The sequence below is a fragment of the Corallococcus praedator genome, assembly GCF_003612125.1.
Taxonomy (GTDB): Bacteria; Myxococcota; Myxococcia; order Myxococcales; family Myxococcaceae; genus Corallococcus; species Corallococcus praedator.
This window is the reverse complement of the sequence record NZ_RAWI01000021.1, coordinates 1-19900: the sequence shown is the minus strand read 5'-3', so window position 1 is coordinate 19900 and position 19900 is coordinate 1. Positions and strand designations below refer to the sequence as shown.

Below are 19900 nucleotides of genomic sequence, written 5' to 3'. Positions count from 1 at the left end.
GATGGAGGCGGGTGTCGTCACACCGCTCGCGGCGCGCCTGGCGCGGCTGCCGGGCCTGGACGTGAAGCCGGGCGAACCCCTGGCGCCGCTCATCAGCGTGCGCGTGGGCGGCCCGGCCGAGGCCCTGGTGCGTCCCCGTTCCGCGGACGCGCTGGTGGACCTCTTGCGCTTCGCCCGCGACGAGGGCGTCCCCGTCACGGTGCTGGGCGGCGGCGCCAACACGCTGGTGGGCGACGGCGGCGTGCCCGGCATCACGCTCAAGCTGCCCTCGGATTTGTTCCCGGAAGAGTTGGACGTCGGCCCGGCCGAGGGGCGGGTGACGCTGGGGACGGGCGCGGCCATTGCCCGGCTGGTCAACGTGATGCGGGCGCAGGGGCTGGTGGGCGCGGAGTTCCTCGCGGGCATTCCCGGCACCCTGGGCGGCGCGGTGACCATGAACGCGGGCACCAAGAACGGCGAGTGCTTCCGCGTGGTGGAGGCCATCGAGGTCGCCACGGCGGACGGCGTGGGGTGGTTGACGAAAGCGCAGGTGCCCCACACCTACCGTCACGCCACGCTGCCGCCTGGAGGTATCGTCACCCGCGTGCGCTTCGTGCTTCCCAAAGGTGACGTCGTGGCCAGCAAGGCGGCGATGGACGCGGACCTGGGGTACAGGAAGCGCACGCAGCCCTTGAGTCAGCCCAACTTCGGCAGTGTGTTCACCAACCCGCCGGGCGACGCCGCCGGGCGGCTGATTGAACTTGTCGGCCTGAAGGGGCACACCCTGGGACGCGCGCAGGTGTCCACGCTGCACGCCAATTGGATCGTCAACCTGGGCGGCGCGGCCGCTCGCGACGTGCGGGGCCTCATCACCCTGATGCAGCAGCGGGTGTTGGAGGCCTCGGGCGTTTCCATGCAACCCGAAGTCAAGTTCGTCGGAGCGTTCCTTCCATGACCCTCGGTTCCCGTGGCTTCACCCCGGAAGAGTTGAAGGCCAAGCGCGTGGGCGTGCTGTACGGCGGCCTCTCCTCCGAGCGCGAAGTCTCCCTGCGCACCGGCGCCGCGGTGGCGGGCGCCCTCCGGGGCCTGGGCTACGACGTGGTGGACATCGACGTGGGCAAGGACCTGCCCGCACGCCTCATCGCGGAGAAGGTGGACGTGGCGTGGCTCGCGCTGCACGGCCGCTTCGGCGAGGACGGCTGCATCCAGGGCCTGCTGGAAGCCATGTTCATCCCCTACACCGGCAGCGGCGTGATGGCCTCCGCGGTGGGCATGGACAAGGTGTACGCGAAGGAGATCTTCGTCTCGCGCGGCATCCCCACGCCCCCCTACCGCGCCTTCCCCTCGGCGGAGGCGGCGCTGGCCCAGGCGGACCGGCTGCCCTTCCCCTTCCCGGTGGTGGTGAAGCCCAGCCGCGAGGGCAGCAGCGTGGGCGTGCACATCTGCAAGACGCGCGAGGACTACGCGGCCGCCGTCGAGGACGCCGCGAAGCACGCGGGCACCCTGCTGGTGGAGCAGTTCATCAAGGGTCGCGAGGTGCAGGGCGGCGTGCTGGACAACGAGGCCCTGGGCGTCATCGAGGTGAAGGCGGCCCGCGAGTTCTACGACTACGAGGCCAAGTACAAGGCCGGCAGCGGCACCCAGTACCTGTTCCCCGCGCCCCTGCCGCCGGACCTCTATGCCCGCGTCAACGAGGTGTCGCTCGCCGCGCACGTGGCGCTGGGGTGTTCGGGCGGCTCGCGCTCGGACGTCATCGTCACGGAAGCGGGCGACGTCTTCCTGCTGGAAATCAACACGCTGCCCGGAATGACGGCCTCCAGCCTGCTGCCGAAAATCGCGGCGGGGCGGGGCATCGACTTCCCGGCGCTGTGTGAGCGGTTGCTCCGGGGCGCGTCGCTCAAGGCCTGAGCCGGCGACGTGTCCCCTGGAGTTCCGGCCCCTTGCAGGGCCGGGGTGTCCGTCCGGGCCGCTACAGCGACGTGCCTGTAGCCAAAAACTGGCGTCAAGCAGTGTCCGCACGCAGCATGCGCATCCCTCCCCATGGCCTTCGGTAAGAACAAGAAACGCCGGCACCAGGACGCCGCAACGCGCAACACCGCGGTGAAGGGCGCCGTGCGCTCGCATGGGCCCCGGGTGGCGAAGGCGTTGGGGCTGACGGTGGCGACGGCGGCGCTGGTGTGGGGCGGCATCGAACTGCGCGCCTGGGCGCGGGTGTCTCCGCGCTTCGCGCTGGAGTCGGTGACGTTCACCGGGCTGGAGCGGGCGTCGCGCCCGGAGCTGCTCAAGCTGTCGGGGCTGGCGGCGGGGCAGAACCTGTGGTCGCTGGAGCCGGCGGCGCTGGCCAAGGCCATGGGGCAGCACCCGTGGGTCCGCACGGTGGAGGTGACGCGGCGGTTTCCGCGCGGGGTGTCGGTGGAGGTGTCGGAGCACGCGCCGGCGGCACTGGCGGTGTTGGGCGACCTGTACGTGCTGGACGAGGAGGGCGAGCCCTTCAAGCGCGTCACCCCTGGGGACGGGCTGGACCTGCCGCTCGTCACGGGGTTGGAGCGCGATGCGTACGTCGCGGACGCGGACGCGGTGCGTGCGCGCTTCCGCGAGGCTTTGGATGTAACCCGTGCTTATGCACGGCTGTTGCCGGGGCGATCCGAGCGGTTGTCCGAGGTGCGCCTGGAGAACAGCGGGCTTGCGCTGGTGACGGCGACGGGGCAGGAGGTGCGCCTCGGCGCGGGCGATACGGAAGTCAAGCTCCAGCGGCTGGCGCGCGTTCGTCGCGAGCTCAGCACAAGGGGGCTTGCGGCCGAGATCATTCGCCTGGATAACCGTGCCCGACCGGGTTGGGTGGCGGTGAGGCTTTCGAGCGGGTCCGACTCCGTGAGGAGCGGGGGCTCGACGCAGTGAGGATGCTTCCTTCACGAGAGTGAAGGGGCCTGGGAGGTTTCATGGCGAAGCAGAAGTCGGGGGAGATCATCGTCGGCCTCGACATCGGCACGACGAAGATCTGCGCCATCGTCGGCGAGCTGACCGATAGCGGGATCGACATCATCGGCATCGGCACGCATCCGTCGAAGGGATTGCGCAAGGGCGTCGTGGTGAACATCGAGGCCACGGTGTCGTCCATCCGGCGCGCCGTGGAGGAAGCCGAGTTGATGGCCGGGGCGGAGATCTCCCACGTGTACACGGGGATCGCCGGCGGCCACATCAAGGGCTTCAACTCCCAGGGCATCGTCGCGGTGAAGGACAAGGAGGTCCGCGAGGCGGACATCGCGCGCGTCATCGATGCCGCGAAGGCGGTGGCCATCCCCCTGGACCGGGAGGTCATCCACGTCCTGCCCCAGGAGTTCATCATCGACGACCAGGGCGGCATCAAGGAGCCCCTGGGCATGGCGGGCGTGCGCCTGGAGGCCAAGGTGCACATCGTCACGGGCGCCGTCTCCAGCGCGCAGAACATCGTCAAGTGCGCGAACCGCACCGGGCTCAATGTCTCCGACATCGTGCTGCAGCCGCTGGCGTCCGCGGAGGCGGTGCTGAGCGAGGACGAGAAGGAGCTGGGCGTGTGCCTCGTCGACATCGGCGGCGGCACCACGGACATCGCCATCTTCTCTGGCGGCTCCATCGTCCACACGGCCGTGATTGCCCTGGGCGGCAACAACCTGACGAGCGACATCGCCATCGGGCTGCGCACCCCCGCGCACGAGGCCGAGCGCATCAAGCAGAAGTACGGCTGCGCGCTCGCGTCCATGATCAACAAGGACGAGACGATCGAGGTCCCCAGCGTGGGCGGCCGTCAGCCGCGCGTCCTGGGCCGGCAGATCCTCTCCGAGATTCTGGAGCCGCGCGTGGAGGAGATCTTCCAACTCGTGCACCGGGAGATCCAGAAGTGCGGCTACGAGGACCTGCTCGCTTCCGGCATCGTCATCACGGGCGGCTCCACACTGCTCGCGGGCATGCCGGAGCTGGCCGAAGAGGTGCTGGGCCTGCCGGTGCGCCGGGGCATGCCGCGCGGCATTGGCGGTCTGGTGGACGTGGTGAAGAGCCCCATGTACGCCACGGGCGTGGGCCTGGTCGTCTACGGCGCGCGTCACATGGACCGCCGCATGTTCCGCAACCGCGAGGACAGCAACGTCTACAAGAAGGTGAAGGGCCGGATGCGCGAGTGGCTGGAAGAGATCTTCTAGCGACACCCGGGGTGGTGACACGCTGAGTCAGGGCTCCCTTCGGGGGGCCCTTTCGCGTTTCTGGGGGGGACGCGCGGGGTAGGGCTGACGCGTCAACGGCGCACGCTGACGCGTCAGCCGGAGACGCTGGAGGCCTTCCAGATTCTGGAAACTGGATCCACCTTCCGGACGCCGCTCGTAAGGACGCTGGGCAAGCCGCGCAAGTGCCCGGATTTGGTGGGAATGAAAATCCGACAGAGGATGGCGCCCGGCTTGCTAGGGGGGCTTCAGGCCCTCGGAACCATCCCGCTGTTCGCGCGAGCCCCTGACCTTATGACTCCACAAAAGAAGACGCGGTTGCTGACGCCCTTGCCGGGAGTTCGCCGCTCCGCCGCGGGCCTCCTGGCCCTGCTGTGCGCCGTGTTCATGGCGCCGCCGGCCATGGCCGAACCGGACACCTTCGGCCTTGGCAACGGCCACAACGGAGCGTTGACCGTCGCTGGCCCCAACACGGTCATCAACACGTACACGCGGTTGACGGCGACCGCGAACGCGGGCGCCACCTTCGTGACGGTGACGTCCACGACGGGCTTCGCCGTGGGCGATCTGGTGATGGTGTTCCAGACCACCGGCTGGAATGGAACCACGCCGGTGTCTGGCACAGCGGGCCCGTTCAACTTCACGGCGGAGAATGTGGGCCGCTGGCAGTTCGCGCGGGTGACGTCGCTCACCGCGACCCGTCTGAACTTCGCCACCGGGACGACGCTCACGCAGCAGTTCCTGGGCGGTACGTCGGCGACAGCGATTCGTACCTCCGCGCAGGTCATCCGCGTGCCGGAGTACACGACTGTGACCATCAACGCGGGCGCGAGCATCGTCGCGAAGGTCTGGTCCAACGACGACGACTCCACGGACAACCTGGGTGGCGTCGTCGTGTTCCTGGCCCAGGGCGCGGTCATCAACAACGGCACCATCTCCGCCAACGGCACGGGCTTCCGGGGAGGCGAGAAGACCAATGGTGGTGGCGACCTGTGCACGGCCAACGACGAGCCGTACCCGGGCGGTGCCGTCAAGGGCGAGAGCGTCTTCCCGGCCAAGTTCAAGGTGCCGCTGTCGCCCCCCCCGGCCGCGACCGCCCTGGGTCGTGGCAACGTTCTCAACGGTGGCGGTGGTGGCATCTGTCACAACTCGGGTGGTGGCGGTGGTGGTAATGGCGGCGCGGGCGGTATCGGCGGTCGAACCTGGACGGGGGACCAAGGCCCCGCGCGACCCGTGGGCGGTATGGGGGGCGGCAGGATGCTCTTCGATCCGACGACCCGGCTCCTGTTCGGCGGTGGTGGCGGTGGTGGCCATGGCAACGACGACACCAGCGGCGCGGGAGGCAATGCCGGTGGCATCGTGTTCATTCGTGGTGGCTCGCTCGCGGGCGCTGGCTCCATCAGCGCGGATGGCACTGCTGGCGGAAGCTCTGACAATGACGCCGCGGGTGGTGGTGGGGCGGGTGGTACGGTGTCGCTGCGGTTCAATGGCGCGCTGAGCTGCAACGCTGGCAACGTCTCCGCGAAGGGTGGCAGCGGCGGCAGCAGCACTGCCGTGGAGCACGGCACGGGCGGCGGCGCCGGCGGTGGCAACATCTTCCTCCAGGGCGCGACCCTCAACTGCACGACGACGCCCGCCACTGCGACCTCGGGTGGCGCGGCGGGTACGCAGGCGCTCGCGAGTTCCATCTATGATGGTGCGTCGTACGGGGCGGCACCTGGCAACGTCGGCGTCGTCAACACGCTCACGTCTCCGCTGACCACGCCCGCTGCGCCGGTTGTCGTCACGCCGGCCAATGGCTCCACCACGACCAACCGGACGCCCGCCTTCACCGGCACGGGCCCGGCGAACACGACCATCGTCGTCGTCGTGGACAACCAGGAGATTGGTCGGACGATGTCCGATGCCTCGGGCAACTGGACCTTCACGCCCACCGTCCAGCTCTCCGTCGCGGCCCACTCCGTCTACGCGTACGCGGAGAGCAACGGCCTGGCGAGTCTCAAGAGCAACACCAACACCTTCACCATCGTCGCCGGGCCGACGGTGGCCATCACCGCGCCGGCCAACGGCTCCACGGTGACGAACCCCACCGTGACGGTGACGGGCACGGCCACGAACGCCACGTCCGTGACGGTGACGTTCCAGGGCACGAACTACGGTCCCGCTACAGTGACGGGCGGCAATTGGAGTCAGGCGCTGCCCGGCCCGCTGGCCAACGGCACGTACACCGTGACGGCGGTGTCCACGAACGGCACGACGAACAGCACCACGGCGACCTCCACCTTCACGGTGGCCGTGCCGGCCCCGACGGTGGCCATCACCACGCCGGCCAACGGCTCGACGGTGACCAATCCCACCAACGTGACGGTCGCGGGCACGGCCGCGAACGCGACGTCTGTCTCGTTCACGCTGAACGGGACGAACTACGGCCCCTACACGGTGACGGGCGGTAACTGGACCGCCACGGTCCCGGGCCCCCTGGCCAACGGCAGCTACACCGTGAATGCGGTGTCCACCAACGGCACCACGAACAGCACGGCCGCGACCTCCACCTTCACGGTGGCGGGCCCGACGGTGGCCATCACGGCGCCCGCCAACGGCTCGACGGTGACGAATCCCAACGTGACGGTGACGGGCTCGGCCGCGAACGCGACCAGCGTCACGGTGACCTTCCAGGGCACGGACTACCCGGCCACACTGAGCGGCGGCACCTGGAGCGTGGCCCTGCCGGGCCCGCTGACCAACGGTAGCTACACCGTGACGGCGGTGTCCTCGAACGGCACGACGAACAGCACCCAGGCCTCGTCCACCTTCACGGTGGCCGTGCCGGCCCCGACGGTGGCCATCACCACGCCGGCCAACGGCGCCACGGTGACCAATCCCGCCAACGTGACGGTGTCTGGCACGGCCGCGAACGCCACGACGGTGAACCTCACCGTCAACGGCACCAACTACGGGCCCATCACGGTGACGGGCGGTAACTGGAGCCAGGTGCTCACCCCGAACCCGCTGCCCAACGGCACGTACAACGTGACGGCGGTGTCCACGAATGCGTACGGCACCAACAGCGCGCAGGCGACCTCCACCTTCACGGTGAACGTGGCGGCGCCGACGGTGGCCATCAGCACGCCGGCCAATGGCTCCACGACGGCCAATCCGAGCGTGACGGTGACCGGTACGTCCGCGAACGCGACGCGCGTGACGGTCACCTTCCAGGGCATCGACTACGGCCCCATCACGGTGGACGCCTCGGGCAACTGGAGCCAGGCGCTGCCCGGCCCCCTGGCCGATGGCTCGTACACGGTGACGGCGGTGTCCACGAACGCTGGTGGCACCAACAGCACCACGGCGTCCTCCACCTTCACGGTGGACCAGACCGCCCCGGTGGTCGCCATCACCACGCCGGCCAACGGCTCCACGACGAACACCCCCAACGTCACGGTGACGGGCACCGCCACGGACGCGGACTTCGTGACGCTCACCTTCGACGGCGCCAGCTACGGCCCCATCACGGTGACGGGCGGTAACTGGAGCTTCGCGCTGCCCGGCCCCCTCTCGGATGGGGACTACACGGTGACGGCCACGGCCACGGACGGGGCGGGCAACACCAGCACGCCCGCGACCTCCACCTTCACGGTGGACCAGACCGCTCCGACGGTGGCCATCGGCTCTCCGGCGGACGGCTCCACGGTGGGCACCAGCACGGTGACCGTGACGGGTACCTCCACGGGTGCGACGTTCGTGACGGTCACCTTCCAGGGCACCGACTCCGGTCCCATCACGGTGGATGCTTCCGGCAACTGGAGCTACCTGCTGCCGGTCACCCTGACCGAAGGCGCGTACACCGTGACGGCGGTGTCCACGGACGCGGCGGGCAATGACAGCACCCCCGCGACCTCCAACTTCGACGTGGACCTGACTGGCCCGCAGGTAGCCATCAGCACCCCGGCCAACGGCACCTCGGTGGGAACCGATACCGTGACGGTGACGGGTACGTCCTCGGGCGCGACGTCCGTAACGCTCACCTTCGACGGCGCCAGCCACGGCCCCATCACGGTGGATGCCTCCGGCAACTGGAGCTACACGCTGCCCGGCCCCCTGGCCGAAGACACGTACACCGTGACCGCGGTGGCCGTGGACAGCGTGGGCAACACCAGCTCCACCGCGACATCCACCTTCACGGTGGACCTGACCGATCCGACGGTCGCCATCAGCACGCCGGCCGACGGTTCGACGATTGGCACCGACACGGTGACGGTGACGGGTACGTCCACGGGCGCCACGTCCGTGACGCTTACCTTCCAGGGCACCAACCACGGCCCCATCGCCGTGGATGGCGCGGGCAACTGGAACTTCACGCTGCCGGTGACCCTGACGGATGGCGACTACACCGTGACGGCCGTGTCCACGGACGCCGCGGGCAACACCAGCACGCCCGACCAGACCTCCTTCACGGTGGACCTGACGGGCCCGGAGGTCGACATCACCACGCCGGCCGACGGCGCGTTCGTCAACACCTCCACGGTGACGGTGACCGGTACCTCCGTGGACGCGACGTCCGTGACGCTGACCTTCGAAGGCACGGACTACGGCCCCATCACGGTGGATGCCTCCGGCAACTGGAGCTACACGCTGCCGGGTCCGCTGGATGAGGACACGTACACCGTGACCGTCGTGGCCGTGGACGGGGCGGGCAACACCAGCCCCACCGCGACCACCACCTTCACGGTGGACCTGACCGCTCCGACCGTGGCCATCACCACGCCGGCCAACGGTTCGACGGTGACCAACCCGAACGTGACGGCGACGGGTACGTCCACGGGCGCCACGTCCGTGACGGTCACCTTCCGGGGCACCAACTACGGCCCCATCGCCGTGGATGCCTCGGGCAACTGGAGCCAGGCGCTCCCGGGCCCGCTGACCAACGGCTCGTACACCGTGACCGCGGTGGCCGAGGACGCGGCGGGCAACACCAGCCCCACCGCGACCTCCACCTTCACGGTGAACGTGGCGGCGCCGACGGTGGCCATCACCGCTCCGGCCAACGGCTCGACCGTCGCCTCCACCTCGGTGACGGTGACGGGCACGACCGCGAACGCGACGAGCGTGACGGTGACGTTCCAGGGCACGAACTACGGCCCCATCGCGGTGGATGCTTCTGGCAGCTGGAGTCAGGCGCTGCCCGGCCCGCTGGCCAATGGCACGTACACGGTGACGGCGGTGTCCACGGACGGTACGGCCACGAGCTCGACCGCGTCCTCCACCTTCACGGTGGATTCGACGGGAACGGCGGACTCGGACAACGACGGTCTGCCGGACGTGGAAGAGGCCATCATCGGCACGGATCCGAACAACCCGGACACCGACGGCGACGGCATCCCCGACGGCGTCGAGGTCAAGGTCGGCGGCACGGATCCGCTGGACGACGACTCGGATGACGACGGCATCCTGGACGGCAACGAGGACAAGGACCACGACGGCATCGTGGACGCGGATGAGACGGACCCGAACGAGGCGGACACCGACGGCGATGGCCTGACGGACGGTCTGGAGCTGGGCCTCACCGAGCCCCAGGGCGACGACACCGACCCGACGAAGTTCGTCGCGGACCAGGATCCCGCCACGAAGACCAACCCGCTCAACAAGGACACCGACGGTGGCAGCGTGTTCGACGGCATCGAAGACGCGAACCACAACGGCCGCGTGGACGTGCTGGAGACGGATCCGAACAACCCCGCGGACGACAACGACGCGGACGGCGACGGCATCAGCAACCAGCGTGAAATCGAAGCCGGTACGGATCCGTTCGACTCCGACACCGACGACGACGGCGTGGCGGACGGCATCGACGGGCTGACCGACACGGACGGCGACGGCACCCTCGACGCGCTGGACCCGGACAGCGACAACGACGGCATCAACGACGGCACGGAGCTGGGCGTCACCGCCGAGACCGCGCCTCCGGGCACCGACAAGTCCTCTCCGAACTTCAAGCCGGACGCCGATCCGACGACGAAGACGGATCCGAAGAACCCGGACACGGACGGTGACAGCCTGAAGGACGGCGCGGAAGACGCCAACCACGACGGCCGCCGCGACGCCACGGAGACGGATCCGAACAAGAAGGACACCGACGAGGGCGGCATCGACGACGGCGTGGAGGTGCAGGGCGGCTCCAACCCGCTCGACGCCAACGACGACTTCCTCGTCGTGGGCCACGGCTGCAGCACGGGTGGGACGGGCTCGCTGGCGCCCTTCGCGCTGATGCTGCTGGCCCTGCCCCTGGTGGGCCGCCGCATCCGCAAGGCCGGGCAGCTCCTGGCCCGCGCGGGTGGGGCTGTCGCGATGTTCGTGGCCGCGCTCTTCGCGGCCCCGGCCGCGCTGGCGCAGGCCGGCGCGGTGTCGCAGGCCATCGACGTGCAGCAGTACAAGCCGGGTCCGGGCGTGTCGGACGTGCTCGGCCTGCACGGCGCGAAGGTGCAGCGGCACCTGGGGTGGAACGTGGGGCTTTCGGTCAACTACGCCGACAAGCCGCTCAACTTCTTCGACCCCCGCAAGGACGAGTACGTCACCTCCCTGGTGAAGAGCCAGGTGGGCGTGGACCTGATGGGCGCGGTGGGCTTCCTCGACCGGTTCGAAATCGGGGTCGTGCTGCCCATCACCATCCAGGGCTCGGAGAACTCGCCGGCCGTGGACCCCTCCTTCGCCAACGGGGTGAGCGGCGGCGGCATCGGCGACCTGCGGTTCATCCCGAAGGCGCGGCTGCTGGAAGGTGAGAGCTACGGCCTGTCGCTGGCGGTGCCCGTGTCGCTGCCCACCGGCGGCGCCTCGGACTTCCTCGGCGGGTCGGGCGTGTCCGTGAACCCGCGCCTGGTGGCCGAGTACGGCCGTCGCTTCCGGGTGCTGGCCAACGTGGGCGTGGACCTGCGCAAGTCGCAGCAGCTGCGCAACCTGAACACCGGCAGCGCGCTGGCGTACGGGTTGGGCGCGCAGGTGCCCTTCGAACTGGGCAAGGTGCCCCTGGCCGTGGAGGCCACGCTGGCGGGCGCGCTGGGCTTCAAGCAGCAGGATGAAGAGGAGATCCCCCTGGAGCTGCTCGCGGCGCTGAAGTACCGCGCCACCAGCGGGCTCGCCGCCCACGTGGGCGCGGGCCCGGGCCTGACGCATGGCTACGGCACGCCCACCTTCCGGGTGCTCGCGGGCCTCAGCTACAGCACCCCCGAGCGTGCCCCGGCGCCTCCCCGGCCGGTGTGCCCGGAAGGGCCGGAGGACTTCGACGGCTTCCAGGACGCGGACGGCTGCGCGGACCCGGACAACGACAACGACGGCATCCCGGACACGGCGGACAAGTGCCCGAACGAGCCGGAGACGGTCAACGCGTACGAGGACACCGACGGCTGCCCGGACACCAAGCCCGCTCCGCCTCCGCCCGCCCCGGTGGACTCCGACGGCGACGGCCTGATGGATCCGGACGACAAGTGCCCGAACGCGCCCGAGGACAAGGACGGCTTCCAGGACGAGGACGGCTGCCCGGATCCGGACAACGACAAGGACGGCATCCCGGACACGGCGGACAAGTGCCCGCTGGAGCCGGAGACCATCAACGGCGTCACCGACGAGGACGGCTGCCCGGACAAGGGCAAGGTCAAGGTGCTCGTCGAGGGCGAGCGCATCCTCATCCTGGAGAAGGTCTACTTCGCCACGGGCAAGGACGTCATCCTGCCGCGCTCGTTCCCGCTGCTGAAGCAGGTGGCCGCGGTGCTGCGCGCCAACCCGCAGGTGGAGCTGTTGAGCGTCGAGGGCCACACGGACGACCAGGGTAAGGACGCCGCCAACCTGGACCTGTCCAAGCGCCGCGCCGCCAACGTGCGCACGTTCCTGGTGAACGACGGCATCGCGCAGGAGCGCCTCACCTCCGAGGGCTTCGGCGAGACGAAGCCGGTGGACTCCAACAAGACGGCCGCGGGCCGGGAGAACAACCGCCGCGTGGAGTTCAACATCGTGAAGATGGGCAAGGTCGAAATCGAGCGTCCGGCCCCGTAGTCCTTCACCGTCGTGCTTGAGCGCGAAGGCCCGGTTCCCGTAGAGGGAGCCGGGCCTTTTCGTCATCCGGACCCCGTCTCCACACGTCCCCAGGCGTGCGAGGCGCGCACAACCGACCACGGCGAGTCATGCGCGCGAGTCAAGAGGGCGTTTCACCCACCGACGCGCACGCATGACTGCTGACGCCGCGCGCGTAAGTGGGCGTCAGGACTCGACACCGCAGCAGGGCGCTACAGGCTGGTAGCGGAATACTTGCCAAAGCGCCCGACTTCCTGATGATTGTCGAAGGCGGCAGTCATCGCGGACGGCGCTGGGGTGCTTCCGCCAAGAGGAACGACATGGACCAGTTCGAGCAGAACAAGCAGGCCGCGAAGATTCGTGTCGTGGGCGCGGGCGGGGCGGGCTGCAACGCGGTCAACACGATGATTCTGTCGAAGCTGGATCGCGTCGATTTCATCGCCGCCAACACCGATGTCCAGGCGCTCGCCGCCAGCAAGGCGCCCACCCGACTGCAACTGGGCCAGGCCCTCACCAAGGGGCTGGGCGCCGGCGCCAACCCGGAGATGGGCCGCGAGGCCGCGCTGGAGTCGCGCGATCAGATCGCCGCGGTGCTGGAAGGCGCCGACATGGTCTTCGTGACGGCCGGCATGGGCGGTGGCACCGGAACTGGCGCCGCGCCCATCATCGCGGACATCGCCAAGAGCCTGGGCTGCCTCACCGTCGGCGTCGTCACCAAGCCGTTCCTCTTCGAGGGCAACAAGCGCCGCAAGCAGGCCGAGCAGGGCATCGTGGAGCTCAAGGCCGCGGTGGACACGCTCATCACCATCCCCAACCAGCGCCTGCTGTCGCTCTCCAACGAGCCCATGCCGCTGCTGGAGACCTTCAAGCGCGCGGACGAGGTCCTGCTCAACGCCGTGCAGGGCATCAGCGACCTCATCCAGTACCACGGCTACATCAACGTGGACTTCGCGGACGTGAAGACCATCATGAGCGACAAGGGCCTGGCGCTCATGGGCACGGGCAACGCCTGCGGCGACCGGCGCGCGGTCATCGCCATGCAGCAGGCCATCTCCAGCCCGCTGCTGGAGGACGTCTCCATCGACGGCGCCACCGGCCTGCTCATCAACATCACGGGCGGCCGCGACATGACCCTGCAGGAGGTCAACGAGGCGCTGACGCTGGTGCACGACGCGGCGGACGGCGAGGCGGAGATCATCTTCGGGTCGCTCATCGACGAGCAGATCCAGGACGAGGTGAAGATCACCATCATCGCCACGGGCTTCGTGCACCGCGAGGCGGCCAAGGTGCGGCCCATGGCGCAGGTGGTCCAGGTCCCGCTGCCCAGCCGTCCCGCGCCGTCGGTGCTGTCCTCCTCCCGCGAGGAGGTGGCCAGCCTGGTGCCCGCGAAGAGCACGCCCCGTCCGAGCATGTCCACGGTGGAGAACCCGAAGTCCTCCATGCAGAGCGCGCGCACGTCGGTGGTGAAGGACGCGGCGCTGCCCCTGGACGAGGATCAGTTCGACATCCCGACGTTCCTGCGCCGTCAGGGCCAGACGGAACTGCCGTAGGGCAGGGCTTAACGGCGGGGGAGGCGGGCGACGCTCGCCGTGCCCCGGCCGGTGAGGCGGTCACAGCGGGTGAACAGGCCGTCCACCTCGTCGTAGAGCGCGTCGATGCGCTCCGACGCACGGGGGGCGGGCAGGACGCCACTGCCGGCCAGCTCTTCCAGCTTGGGGCCAACGCGCTGCAGCAACTGGAGGGCCTTGAGCAGCGAGCGGCCCTGCTTCGTGCCGTCGGGCGTGAAGAGGGTGCCGCCCTGGTAGAGCGTCACCAGATTGGCGCGAGTGTCCTGTACCCGCTCATTGAGCCGGGTGCGGTACAAATCCAGACGGCGAGCGCGACGGGCACCATGCAGGTCCACGACGCCTTCCGTTCCTGTCGAGGGAGGCTTCACGTCGGGCAAGGTACGCCAGGGGTCCTCAACCCCGCAAATTTACGGGACTGTACGGACCTGTTGCGCGCCTGCCCGAGCGCTTGTCAGGCAGGGGGGTGGGGGTTAGTTTGGCCGCCCTTCGCAACGCCGGGGTTTCCGCCATGTTCCAGAAGCTGCTCATCGCCAACCGGGGTGAAATCGCGCGCCGCATCGGGACGGTGGCCCGAGGCATGGGCGTCAAGACGGTCGCCGTGTACTCGGACGCGGACGCGACGCTGCCCTTCGTGAAGGAAGCGGACGAGTCGGTGCGCATCGGTCCCGCGCCGGCGAAGGACAGCTACCTGAGCATCCCCGCCATCCTGGAGGCGGCGAAGAAGACGGGCGCGCAGGCCGTGCACCCCGGGTACGGCTTCCTGTCGGAGAACGGCGAGTTCGCGCAGGCGTGCGCGGACGCGGGCCTGGTGTTCGTGGGGCCGCCGCCGGAGGCCATGGCGCGGATGAAGGACAAGAGCCAGGCGCGCAAGCTGGTGTCCGCCGCGGGCGTGCCCGTGGTGCCCGGCAGCGACGGCGTGCTGCCGGACGTGCAGAGCGCCCTGGAGGCCGCGGAGCGCATCGGCTACCCGGTGCTGTGCAAGGCCGCCAGCGGCGGTGGCGGCATCGGCATGGCGGCGGCGAACACCCCCGCGGAGCTGGAGAAGGTCTACCGTCAGTGCACGGACCGCGCGAAGGCCGCCTTCGGCCGCGAGGGCGTGTACCTGGAGCGCTACTTCCCGGCGCCCCGCCACATCGAGGTCCAGATCCTGGGCGACACCCACGGCCACCTCATCCACGGCCTGGAGCGCGAGTGCTCCATCCAGCGCCGGCACCAGAAGGTGGTGGAGGAGGCCCCGTCGGTGCTGTTCGCGAACGGGAAGAACGCGGCGCTGTCGGAGAAGCTCTTCACGGCGGCCGTCACCGCGGCGAAGGCGTTCGGCTACGCGAACGCGGGCACGGTGGAGTTCCTGTACTCGGACGGGCAGGTGTACTTCATCGAGATGAACGCCCGGCTCCAGGTGGAGCACCCGGTGACGGAGCTGACCACGGGCCTGGACCTCATCGGCTGGCAGCTGCGGATCGCCGCGGGTGAGAAGCTGACGGTGAAGCAGGAGGACGTGAAGCGGAAGGGCGCGGCGCTGGAGTTCCGCATCTACGCGGAAGACCCGGTGAAGTACTTCCCGTCCCCTGGCCCGCTGAAGGTGTACCAGCCGCCCACGGGCGAGGGCGTGCGCCTGGACTCGGGCTATGCCGAGGGCGACGTGGTGACGCCGAACTACGACCCGATGATCGCGAAGCTCATCATCACCGGCGCCACGCGCGACGAGGCGATTGCCCGCGCGGTGAAGGCGCTGGAGAACTTCCGCATCGAGGGCATCAAGACGAACATCCCGCTGCACCTGCGCATCCTGAAGGACCCTGCCTTCAGCGCGGGCGAGCTGGACACGCATTTCCTGGATCATCACGCGAAGCCGTAGGAGCGCGGGCAGGCCGCGCATCGTTTTCACACCCGAGGAGGGACTGGTTCATGGCGGACGTTGCGGCGCACATCACGGGCACGGTGTGGAAGATCGAGGTGAAGGTCGGCGACAAGGTGGAGCCCGGCACCACGCTCGTCATCCTCGAGTCGATGAAGATGGAGATGCCGGTGGAGACCGACGAAGGCGGCACGGTGAAGGAGATCCGCTGCAAGGAAGCGCAGCCGGTCAACGAGGGCGACGTCCTCGTGGTGCTCGGCTAGTCCGGGCCCGTGTTCCAGGAGACGGCGATGGAGCCCACGCTGGAAGTGGAGGACCGCGAGGGCGGCGTCCGGGTGCTCACCGTCTCCAACCCCTCGCGGCGCAATGCCCTCAACGACGCGCTGCTGGCCCGCCTGGACGCGGCGCTGGAGCCCGCCCCCCACGTGCGCGTGCTGCTGGTGCGCGGGCAGGGAGGGCACTTCTGCGCGGGCTACGATTTGACGCACCTGGGGCCTCCCGGCGCGGACGGGCGGCTGCCGGATGACCCCCTGGTGGCGTGCCTGCTGAAGCTGGAGCGGCACCCGGTGCCGTCGGTGGCGCTGGTGCAGGGCGGCGCGGTGGGCGCGGGCTTCGACCTGGCGGCCTCGTGCGACTTCCGCGTGGGCGCCCAGGACGCGTTCTTCCTCATGCCCCCGGCCCGGCTGGGCATCGTGTACTCGCCGGAGGGCCTGGCGCGGGCGGTGCGGCTCGTGGGGCTGTCCCGGGCCAAGCAGCTGTTCCTCACCGCGCGCAGGCTGCCGGCGGCGGAGGCCCTGGCGTGGGGGCTGCTGGACGAGTGCCTGGAGGACGCGGAGGGGCGCGCGCTGGCGCTGTGCGCGACGCTGGCCGCGCAGGCCCCGAAGGCGGTGACGGGGATGAAGGAGGCGTTCGGGCTGCTGGCGCGCTCCGGATTGGCTCCGGAGGACGTCGCGCGGCTGCGTCAGGTGCGCGGCGAGGCGTTCGGCAGCGAGGATGCGAAGGAGGGGCGCGCGGCCTTCTTGGAGAAGCGCGCGCCCCTGTTCAACGGGCGCTAGGTGTCGCCGAACAGCTCGCCCATGCGCAGCTGGAGCGCGGAGGCGATCTTGTAGAGCGACGAGATGGACGCGGAGGATTCCGCGCGTTCAATCTGCGACAGCAGGGACACGGACAGGCCGGTGCGGCGGGCAAGCTGCTTGAGCGTGAGCTCCTGCGTCTTGCGGGCGTCGCGGATGGTGCGGCCGATGGCGCGGTGAAGGTCCGCCTCCGGGTCCTGCGACAGACCCTTCTTCTGGAGGGCGTTGCGCACGGCGGCCGTGAACTGCTCCGGCTCCATGGGCTTCTTCACGTAGTCGGACGCCTGCGCCTTGAGCGAGGCGACCGCCGTGTCCACCGTGGGATAGGCCGTGGCGACGATGACCGCGATGTCCGTGTCGTACTTGCGGATGAGCTCCAACACTTCGGTGCCCGACATCTGCGGCATCATCATGTCGAGGATGACGAGGTGGAAGTCAGAGCCCCGGAGGATGTCCACCGTCTGGGTGGGGTCGGTGGTGGTGACCACCTCGTAGCCCTCACGGGTCAGCACCAGCTTGAGGTAGTCGCAGTTGTCCTGCTCGTCATCAACTACCAGGATGCGAATCTGCACAGCGTCTCCTCGCTGCAAGGTTGAGGGAAGTGCTGCGGGGGGGAATTACTGACTGGTCTTCTGGGCGGAAGGTTTGTCCTGGGGGGAGCCTGCCCCTTCGGCCTTGTTGACTTTCAGGATGTCGATCACCCGCGTCCGGCGGGGGTGATCCGGTGGGGCCAGGGTGAGGAAACGCTCGTAGTTTTCCTCACTCTTCTTGAAGTCCTTGACCTTGGCATACAGGTACCCCAGCAGCAGCGCACAATCCGGATTGCTGGCGGCGATGGCCGGGCACTGCTGGGCCACCTTGAGCGCCTCGTCGTACTTGCGCGCGGTCGCGAGGTCATAGGCCTGCTGGTTGATGACCTTGAACTTCTCCCGGGTCGCGTCGGTCTCCGCGGCGGCGACCGGGGCTTCCGGCGGAGGTTCCTCCGCGGCCTTCTTCTTCGCCTCGTCCACCCGGGCGCCCAGGTCGCTGTAGCGGCTGGCGAAGACCGTGTCCTTGGACACCTTCGCGAAGACGCGGATGGCCTCCGCGTCATTGCCCTGGTTCAGGGCGGTCTCCGTGTCGGTGAGGCCCTTGTCGGCCGCGGTCTCCCGCTTGAGGTCGTTCTCCAGTCCATCCAGCGCCTTGGCGGACGCCGGCCCCTTCGCGGTCTCCCGCAGCCCCTTCAGGACGGCTGCGGCGTTCTGGAGGTTGCCGTCCTTGAGGGCCGCGTAGAAGTCGTCGCGGGTCACCGCGGGAGGCTTCGGGGCTTCAGGGGTCTTCGTGTCCGGCGGCGTCTCCGGCGTCGCGACCACGGTCTCAGGCTGCTGCGGAGGCGCGGTGTCGGGCGGGTTCGTCGGCGGGGGCTGATTGTCGGTGACGACGGGCGGCGGCTGCGGCGGACCGAACCACTCCTCGCCCTTCACCACGAAGATGGCGGCGCCCGCGGCGATGGACAGGAACGCGACGACCGCGGTCACGAGCATCTTCTTCGAGCCCGAGCGGCTCTGCGCGGCGATGTCCTCCGCCAGCGTGCCCGGGCCCACGAAGCGCAGCTTCACGTGGCCCATCTCGATGACGTCGCCGTGCGACAGCGTGGCCTGGGCGTAGCTTTCGCCGTTGACCGTCATCCCGTTGGCCGACTGCATGTCGATGACGCGCCACTCACCGGTCTCCTCGCGCACGATCTTCGCGTGCGTGCGGGACAGCGAGCGGTGGTCCAGGGCGATGTCGTTCTCCGACGTGCGACCGATCCGCAGCTCCGTGCGGTTGCAGTCGTACTCCTGGCCCTTGAATTCGGTGGGGGACAGCACCAGCAGCCGGGGCTGCTCGTCGTCCGGGACGCGCTCCACCTTGCGGGGGCGGTCCGCCTCCATCTGATCCATGCGGATGATGGAGGTGGCGTTGCGCCGCATCTCCGCCGACGGAGGCGTGTGGTCGTGTTCGTCGCCATCCTCGGCGCCGTCCTCGTCCTCCTCTTCGTCGTCTTGCGACGCGGCGGGCGCCGGGGCGTCGTCCTCGTCGTCGGGCTCCGCCCGGCGGGAGGCAGGCACCTTGGCGGTGATGGCGCCAGTAGGGGCGGCGGTGGCGGCCGCGCCTTCGACCTGCAGCGCCAGATCGTAGTCGCCGATCTGGATGAGGTCGCCCTCCTTGAGAGGGAGCTGGCCTGCGACGCGTTCACCGTTGATCCGGGTGCCGTTGTAGCTCCCCAGGTCTTCGAGCACGACGTGACCATTGAGGCGCACGAGTCGAGCGTGTCGACGTGACACGTTGCGCTCGGTCAGGCGGATCGTGTTGCCCTCCTGACGGCCAATGGTGATTTCGTCGCGCACGAAGGGAACAACGGTCTTGCGCCCCTCGTCGTCTTCGATGATGAGCTTCAGCACGGGTCCGGTCCGAGTACAGCTATAGCAGAATGCCCTTTGCCGAGACAAGCCATGTATCCCCCGGGAACAACAGGGTTTTTTGCCCATCCCAGGGTCAGGGAGGCAGTGTTGTCCATCGGTCGATTGGCCGGAAAGGGTGGGGAGTCGAGGCTACCGTGGCTCACGCTAGCACTGGTCGGGGCGCAGGCCATTCTGTACGTCGCGCTGGCGCCCGGTGGCCCCCCCGGAGTGGATGCGCTCGTGCGGTGGGGCGCCAAGGCCGGCCCCCTGGTGACGGACGTGGGGCAGGGCTGGCGGCTCCTGGCGGCCAACCTCCTGCACCGGGACGGGCTGCACCTGGGACTCAACCTGCTGGTGTTCGCGGTGGTGGGCTCGGCGGTGGAGCGGGCGTGCCGCTGGTGGGACTACCTGGCGCTCTTGGGGGTGTCCGGCCTGGCGACGATGGCGGGCTCGCTCTGGTGGTCGCCGACGGTGAGCGTGGGCGCCTCGGGGCTCGTGTTCGGCTGCGTGGGCGCGCTGCTGGTGCTGGGGCGGCGTTCGCGCAACGGGCCGAAGGCGCGCTTCGGGTGGTTCTCCGGGGAGAGCGCGCTGCCCACGGTGCTCGTCTTCCTGTGGCTCGGGTGGACGAGCGCGGGCGTGGACAACGCGGGGCACCTGGGCGGCCTGCTGGCGGGGCTCCTGGTGGGCGTCTTCCTGCGGTCGCGGACGCGGGGGGCTGGCGTTTCGGGCGGGGTGCGTGCGGCGG

At 69.5% G+C, this 19900-nt stretch carries 13 protein-coding genes; 10 read left to right on the top strand and 3 right to left on the bottom strand.

Annotated features, from left to right (window positions below; translation table 11 throughout):
- Nucleotide 1: 1 nt before the first annotated feature.
- The 6 genes from murB to ftsZ all read left to right on the top strand — a co-directional run bounded on the left by murB (nt 2) and on the right by ftsZ (nt 13783).
- Nucleotides 2-934, top strand: coding sequence for a UDP-N-acetylmuramate dehydrogenase (gene murB, locus D7Y13_RS04670; RefSeq protein WP_120532015.1), 933 nt, complete (start codon nt 2-4; stop codon nt 932-934).
- Nucleotides 931-1887 carry a D-alanine--D-alanine ligase gene (locus tag D7Y13_RS04665; protein WP_120532014.1) on the top strand — a complete coding sequence of 319 codons (957 nt, stop codon included), beginning with the start codon at nt 931-933 and terminating at the stop codon, nt 1885-1887. The genes murB and D7Y13_RS04665 overlap by 4 nt, the downstream gene beginning before the upstream one ends.
- Before the next feature lie 132 nt (nt 1888-2019).
- Nucleotides 2020-2877 (top strand): cell division protein FtsQ/DivIB, encoded by an 858-nt coding sequence (locus tag D7Y13_RS04660; protein ID WP_120532013.1) that lies wholly within the window; start codon nt 2020-2022, stop codon nt 2875-2877.
- Between the two features lie 41 nt (nt 2878-2918).
- Nucleotides 2919-4154: a cell division protein FtsA gene (gene ftsA / locus D7Y13_RS04655; RefSeq protein WP_120532012.1), complete on the top strand. Its 1236-nt coding sequence runs from the start codon at nt 2919-2921 to the stop codon at nt 4152-4154.
- A gap of 336 nt (nt 4155-4490) precedes the next feature.
- On the top strand, nt 4491-12215 hold the full coding sequence (gene agmC, locus D7Y13_RS04650) for an adventurous gliding motility protein AgmC (protein ID WP_341870396.1): 7725 nt from the start codon (nt 4491-4493) through the stop codon (nt 12213-12215).
- 338 nt (nt 12216-12553) lie between these two features.
- Entirely contained in the window at nt 12554-13783 is a 1230-nt protein-coding gene (gene ftsZ, locus D7Y13_RS04645; protein ID WP_120532011.1) for a cell division protein FtsZ, read from the top strand.
- Nucleotides 13784-13791: 8 nt separating this feature from the next.
- Here the strand turns inward: ftsZ and D7Y13_RS04640 are convergent, their stop codons facing one another.
- Nucleotides 13792-14136, bottom strand: coding sequence for a hypothetical protein (locus D7Y13_RS04640; protein WP_233595403.1), 345 nt, complete (start codon nt 14134-14136; stop codon nt 13792-13794).
- 173 nt (nt 14137-14309) lie between these two features.
- Between D7Y13_RS04640 and D7Y13_RS04635 the strand changes: the two genes are divergently transcribed.
- From D7Y13_RS04635 to D7Y13_RS04625, 3 genes are read left to right on the top strand one after another with little or no spacing between them, the layout of a single operon-like run.
- Entirely contained in the window at nt 14310-15659 is a 1350-nt protein-coding gene (locus D7Y13_RS04635; protein WP_120583003.1) for an acetyl-CoA carboxylase biotin carboxylase subunit, read from the top strand.
- Between the two features lie 50 nt (nt 15660-15709).
- Nucleotides 15710-15922 (top strand): biotin/lipoyl-binding carrier protein, encoded by a 213-nt coding sequence (locus D7Y13_RS04630; RefSeq protein ID WP_120532008.1) that lies wholly within the window; start codon nt 15710-15712, stop codon nt 15920-15922.
- A 27-nt stretch (nt 15923-15949) separates the two neighbouring features.
- Nucleotides 15950-16714: an enoyl-CoA hydratase/isomerase family protein gene (locus D7Y13_RS04625; RefSeq protein ID WP_120532007.1), complete on the top strand. Its 765-nt coding sequence runs from the start codon at nt 15950-15952 to the stop codon at nt 16712-16714.
- Here D7Y13_RS04625 and D7Y13_RS04620 read toward each other — a convergent pair.
- Together D7Y13_RS04620 and D7Y13_RS04615 are read right to left on the bottom strand one after the other, a co-directional pair.
- Nucleotides 16711-17304, bottom strand: coding sequence for a response regulator (locus tag D7Y13_RS04620; RefSeq protein WP_014398871.1), 594 nt, complete (start codon nt 17302-17304; stop codon nt 16711-16713). The two genes, D7Y13_RS04625 and D7Y13_RS04620, sit on opposite strands and share 4 nt — an antisense overlap.
- Before the next feature lie 45 nt (nt 17305-17349).
- On the bottom strand, nt 17350-19155 hold the full coding sequence (locus D7Y13_RS04615; RefSeq protein WP_120583002.1) for an FHA domain-containing protein: 1806 nt from the start codon (nt 19153-19155) through the stop codon (nt 17350-17352).
- A 240-nt stretch (nt 19156-19395) separates the two neighbouring features.
- Here D7Y13_RS04615 and D7Y13_RS04610 point away from each other — a divergent pair.
- Nucleotides 19396-19900 (top strand): rhomboid family intramembrane serine protease (locus D7Y13_RS04610; RefSeq protein ID WP_279637067.1); only part of this gene is annotated, 505 nt, incomplete at its 3' end.

What these genes read in the sequence shown, in the direction of transcription:
- ftsZ (WP_120532011.1), top strand. Translation starts at nt 12,554, where the DNA reads ATGGACCAGTTCGAGCAGAACAAGCAGGCCGCGAAGATTCGTGTCGTG.
- D7Y13_RS04625 (WP_120532007.1), top strand. Translation starts at nt 15,950, where the DNA reads ATGGAGCCCACGCTGGAAGTGGAGGACCGCGAGGGCGGCGTCCGGGTG.
- D7Y13_RS04630 (WP_120532008.1), top strand. Translation starts at nt 15,710, where the DNA reads ATGGCGGACGTTGCGGCGCACATCACGGGCACGGTGTGGAAGATCGAG.
- D7Y13_RS04665 (WP_120532014.1), top strand. Translation starts at nt 931, where the DNA reads ATGACCCTCGGTTCCCGTGGCTTCACCCCGGAAGAGTTGAAGGCCAAG.
- ftsA (WP_120532012.1), top strand. Translation starts at nt 2,919, where the DNA reads ATGGCGAAGCAGAAGTCGGGGGAGATCATCGTCGGCCTCGACATCGGC.
- D7Y13_RS04660 (WP_120532013.1), top strand. Translation starts at nt 2,020, where the DNA reads ATGGCCTTCGGTAAGAACAAGAAACGCCGGCACCAGGACGCCGCAACG.
- D7Y13_RS04635 (WP_120583003.1), top strand. Translation starts at nt 14,310, where the DNA reads ATGTTCCAGAAGCTGCTCATCGCCAACCGGGGTGAAATCGCGCGCCGC.
- murB (WP_120532015.1), top strand. Translation starts at nt 2, where the DNA reads ATGGAGGCGGGTGTCGTCACACCGCTCGCGGCGCGCCTGGCGCGGCTG.